5 protein-coding genes are annotated in these 4,461 nt (G+C 59.5%); 2 read left to right on the forward strand and 3 right to left on the reverse strand.

The genetic code is table 11. The annotated features are described in order from the left end of the window. Positions 1 to 4 precede the first annotated feature (4 nt). Both AC4GMC_RS17255 and proS read left to right on the forward strand, forming a co-directional pair. Positions 5 to 1,552: a Ppx/GppA family phosphatase gene (locus AC4GMC_RS17255; protein ID WP_487876201.1), complete on the forward strand. Its 1,548-nt coding sequence runs from the start codon at positions 5 to 7 to the stop codon at positions 1,550 to 1,552. Positions 1,553 to 1,613: 61 nt separating this feature from the next. Further along, on the forward strand, positions 1,614 to 2,954 hold the full coding sequence (gene proS / locus AC4GMC_RS17260; RefSeq protein WP_487876202.1) for a proline--tRNA ligase: 1,341 nt from the start codon (positions 1,614 to 1,616) through the stop codon (positions 2,952 to 2,954). A 96-nt stretch (positions 2,955 to 3,050) separates the two neighbouring features. Here proS and AC4GMC_RS17265 read toward each other — a convergent pair whose 3' ends face one another. From AC4GMC_RS17265 to AC4GMC_RS17275, 3 genes are read right to left on the reverse strand one after another with little or no spacing between them, the layout of a single operon-like run. Beyond that, positions 3,051 to 3,572: a DsbE family thiol:disulfide interchange protein gene (locus AC4GMC_RS17265; protein WP_487876223.1), complete on the reverse strand. Its 522-nt coding sequence runs from the start codon at positions 3,570 to 3,572 to the stop codon at positions 3,051 to 3,053. Positions 3,573 to 3,615: 43 nt separating this feature from the next. After that, the gene (gene ccmD / locus AC4GMC_RS17270; protein ID WP_487876203.1) at positions 3,616 to 3,786 is read right to left on the reverse strand and encodes a heme exporter protein CcmD; all 171 of its coding nucleotides are present in this window, start codon (positions 3,784 to 3,786) and stop codon (positions 3,616 to 3,618) included. Continuing rightward, positions 3,783 to 4,436 carry a heme ABC transporter permease gene (locus AC4GMC_RS17275; protein WP_490367255.1) on the reverse strand — a complete coding sequence of 218 codons (654 nt, stop codon included), beginning with the start codon at positions 4,434 to 4,436 and terminating at the stop codon, positions 3,783 to 3,785. Before AC4GMC_RS17275 ends, ccmD begins: the two co-directional genes overlap by 4 nt. Between the last annotated feature and the right edge of the window lie 25 nt (positions 4,437 to 4,461).

Raw genomic sequence — 4,461 nt, forward strand, 5'->3', positions numbered from 1 at the left:
CCACATGGACGGAGCGGAACGCAGTGCGGAGCCGTGGGATCTGTTTGGAGCCCCGTTATTCAACGATCCCAAAGCGCGCGCGCTGTCGCGGGTCGGGGTGATTGATGTTGGCTCAAACTCAGTGCGTATGGTGGTTTTCGACGGCGCTGCACGGTCACCGGCCTATTTCTATAACGAAAAAATCTTGTGTGGTCTGGGCGCGGGGCTTTCTGAAACCGGTGTTCTCAATCCCGAAGGGCGCACGCGTGCGCTGGAAGCGATTCACCGCTTTGCCATTATCGCGCGCTCGATGCAGGTGTCGCCGCTGGTGGCAGTGGCCACCGCCGCGGTGCGTGAGGCCGTGGATGGTGATGCCTTTGTCACTGAGGTTGAGGCCGTGACCGGGCTGCGCATCCAATGCATCAGCGGCGAGCAAGAAGCGCGGTTTTCTGCGCAAGGTGTCTTGCTGGGCTGGCCGCAGGCGGATGGTTTGATGTGTGACATTGGCGGGTCGTCGATGGAACTGGCCGAGGTCACGCATGGCCATGTAGGGGCTTGTGTTTCGGCCCGGCTGGGGCCTCTTAAACTGGCGGGGCTGCCCGGTGGGCGCAAGGCGCGTTTGGCTGAGATTGACGCCACGCTCGGCGCCATGCGCGAAGAAATGTCGGGGGCCTACAAGACGCTGTTCCTCGTGGGTGGATCATGGCGCGCGCTTGCGCGGATCGACATGGAACGCCGCGCCTATCCGCTGCACGTTCTGCATGAATATACGATGCGGCCCCAAGATGTCCGCGCGACGGTGCAATACATCGGCCTGCAGGACCTAGAAGGCCTGCGCCAACGTACGGGGACGTCGTCGGCACGTATGGCGCTGGTGCCCATAGCGGGCGAAGTTATTTTGCGGCTTTTGCATCATTTCAAGCCGAGCCAAGTCGCGGTGTCCAGCTACGGCATTCGCGAGGGGCTTTTGTATGAGCAGATGCCCCAATCCCTGCGCGAGCGTGATCCTTTGATTGAAGCGTGTCGCTTCACAGAGGCCAAAGATGCCCGCCAACCGGGTTTTGGGCGCACGCTGTACCATTTTATTCTGCCGCTATTTCCAAAGGTGACGGCTGCACGCAAACGCCTGATCAAAGCTGCGTGTTTGCTGCATGATGTCGGTTGGCGCGCGCATCCCGACTATCGTGCGGATGTTGGTTTTGACAGGGCCGCGCGGTCCAACTTTGGCGGGTTATCCCATGCGGAGCGCGTGTTCCTTGGCCTCGCGCTATTGCACCGTTATCGCAACAAACGGGCCTATGAAAAATACGACAGCCTTGCGCATTTGCTCACCCCGGAGGAGGCTGAACAGGCGGAGGTTTTGGGGAAGGCGATGCGCTTTGGGGCGATGTTCTCGGCGCTTGATCCGACCCTGATGGCCACGCTCGAATGGGCCCCGAAAAAGCGGCAAATCACGCTTGGCCTTCCTGCAGGTGAGGGGGAGGTGCTGTTCGGAGAGGTCGCGCAGGCGCGCTTTGCCTCGCTTGAAAGCAGCCTTGGTGCGACATCCAAGGTGCGTGTCGCACGCAGCTAAGCGGCTTGCCCCCGAGCGTTGGCTTGGCTAAGGCAAGAGGGCACTTTTCCGGAGACTTTCTATGCGCCTGAGCCGCTATTTCCTGCCCGTCCTCAAAGAAACGCCGTCCGAGGCGCAGATTGTCAGCCACCGCTACATGTTGCGCGCAGGCATGATCAAGCAGGCGCAGGCCGGTATCTATTCCTGGTTGCCGCTGGGCTTCAAAGTACTCAAACGGATTGAGCAGATCGTTCACGAAGAGCAGGAACGTGCAGGCCATATCCCCCTGTTGATGCCGACGCTGCAATCGGCGGACCTGTGGCGCGAAAGCGGCCGGTACGACGACTACGGCGAAGAGATGCTGCGCATCACTGACCGCCACGGTCGCGATATGCTGTACGGGCCCACGAACGAAGAGTTGATCACCGACATCTTCCGCAGCCATGTGTCCAGCTACAAGGACCTGCCGCTGACTTTGTATCACATCCAATGGAAATTCCGCGATGAGGTTCGTCCTCGGTTCGGTGTGATGCGCGGGCGTGAGTTCTTGATGAAAGACGGCTATAATTTTGATCTGACCAAAGAGGCCGCGCTGCACGCTTACAACCGCCACCTCGTCAGCTATCTGCGCACATATGAGCGGATGGGCCTGCAGGCTATTCCGATGCGTGCGGACAGTGGCCCGATTGGCGGCGATGACACGCATGAATTCCTCGTGCTGGCCGACACGGGCGAAAGCGAAGTGTTCTACGATTCAGCCGTGACGGACCTGACGTTCGGCGATCGCGCGATTGACTACGACAGTGTCGATGAATGCGCGGGTATCATGCGTGAATTCACCGAAAAATACGCTCGTACCGACGAAACCCATGATGAGGCAAAGTTCAACGAAATCCCCGAGGAGCGCCGCCGCGTCGCGCGCGGTATCGAAGTGGGGCAGATTTTCTACTTTGGGACCAAGTATTCCGAGGCCATGGGCGCCACAGTCCAAGGTCCTGATGGAAAGCCCACGCCAGTGCACATGGGCTCCCACGGGATTGGTGTGAGCCGGCTTTTGGGCGCGATCATTGAGGCAAGCCACGACGACAAAGGCATCATCTGGCCCGAGGGTGTGACGCCATTCCACGTTGGGATTGTGAATCTTAAGCAGGGTGACGCAGAGGCCGATGGCGCGTGTGAAGGGCTTGAGACCGCATTGATCAACGCAGGCCTCGACCCTCTTTATGATGACCGGAACGAGCGGGCCGGGGGCAAGTTCGCGACGATGGACCTGATCGGTTTGCCGTGGCGGATCACCGTGGGGCCACGGGGTCTAAAGAACGGTGTGGTTGAGCTGACCTCTCGCCGGACTGGCGAAAGCGAAGAGATGGCGCCCGAAGCTGCCGTGGCCAAGTTGGTTGAGATTTACGCAAAGCACCTCTGAAGTACTGCGCCTTCAGGTGATCAAAATAAAGAACCCGCCTCAGCTGATGCTTTGGCGGGTTTTTGATGGCCCAATAATGTGGTTCGGAGCGGCTCGCTACTCCGCCATTGCCTCTGCACGCTCAATCGCGGGCTTGATGGTGTCTTCCATAGTGCTGCGTGTGATGGGGCCGGCCCAACGCAGGACAACCGTGCCGTCGCCCGCAATCACGTAGGTTTCTGGCACGCCGTATAGGCCCCAGTTGATCCCCATCCGACCAGTGGCGTCGGCCACGTGGGCGGCGAATGGGTCACCAAGCTCTGCAAGGAAGTCGAGGCCATCTACGGCCTCGTCCTTGTAGTTGATCCCGTAGACGGGCAGTTGCGCGGCAAGCTCTTTGATCATCGGGTGTTCGGCCCGGCATGGCACGCACCAAGAGGCCCAAAAGTTGACCAATGTCACGTCCCCTGCACGGAGCGTGGCGTCATCAAATGACGCAAGCCCGGGCAGTTCTACGCCAGCAACGGCAGGCGCCTGACGGCCTTCGATGGTCGAGGGCAGGGCGTCGGGGTTGTCGCGAAATAGGCCTGGGCCAAAGAAGGCTCCGATCAGGGCTGCGAACAGCCCCACTGGAATCATCGCGACCCAATTGACCGATTTCCGCTTGTTCGGGGTGGGGGTCTCACTCACCTTTGCGCGCCTTTTCTTCCTGCTGAAGCCGTTGTTTGATTTTACGGCCTTTCCACAGGGATTGCCCAATCAAAAGCGCGAGAAGACCAAGGCTGACGCCATAGGCGAGGCCAACCTCTGTCGCGTATTTTCCAAGGTCCGGAAGGATGTGCGCGGTGATCATGCGGCCATGCTCCGTGCGTCAAGGGCGTGCAGGCGGCGGCGGCGGATTTCCATACGCGTGCGGTAGAGGACGAGCGTCACAAACAGGCACACAAAGCCCGCCATGGATATGACTGCTGGATACCAGAACACGTTTGATATGTTCTGTTCCTTGTCCATTGAGAACGTCGCACCTTGGTGCAGGCCTTGGTTCCAGAACAGGACCGCGTAGCGTGACAAGAGGGCAAAGACCGAACCGACGAGGCAGAGCACCGAGGTTAAATCAGCGGCTGCATCGGGGTTTTCGATCGCTTCCCACAGAGCCATGTAGCCAATGTAAAAAAGGAAAAGGATCAAGAATGACGTCAGGCGCGGGTCCCATTCCCAGTAGGTACCCCACATGGGTTTGCCCCAAATCGCCCCAGTAAACAGCGCGATCAACGTCATCACCATTCCGATGGGGGCTGCGGCGCGGGCCGCAAGCGCGCTGACGTGGTGGCGGCGGATAATCCAGATGAGCGAGCAGACCAGCATCATCAGCCACGCGTTGATCGCCATCAGGGCTGCGGGCACGTGCAGATAGATGATCTTGACCGTTGATCCTTGGCGGAAGTCGTCAGGGGTGAAAAAGAAACCCCAAATGAGCCCCGTTACGATCAGCAAAGCTGACATCACAACGAGCGGCGGCAAGAGCCAC

It is taken from the genome of Thalassobacter sp., assembly GCF_982993085.1.

What these genes read in the sequence shown, in the direction of transcription:
- AC4GMC_RS17265 (WP_487876223.1), bottom strand. Translation starts at nt 3,572, where the DNA reads ATGATTCCAGTGGGGCTGTTCGCAGCCCTGATCGGAGCCTTCTTTGGC.
- AC4GMC_RS17255 (WP_487876201.1), top strand. Translation starts at nt 5, where the DNA reads ATGGACGGAGCGGAACGCAGTGCGGAGCCGTGGGATCTGTTTGGAGCC.
- AC4GMC_RS17275 (WP_490367255.1), bottom strand. Translation starts at nt 4,436, where the DNA reads ATGTCAGCTTTGCTGATCGTAACGGGGCTCATTTGGGGTTTCTTTTTC.
- ccmD (WP_487876203.1), bottom strand. Translation starts at nt 3,786, where the DNA reads ATGATCACCGCGCACATCCTTCCGGACCTTGGAAAATACGCGACAGAG.
- proS (WP_487876202.1), top strand. Translation starts at nt 1,614, where the DNA reads ATGCGCCTGAGCCGCTATTTCCTGCCCGTCCTCAAAGAAACGCCGTCC.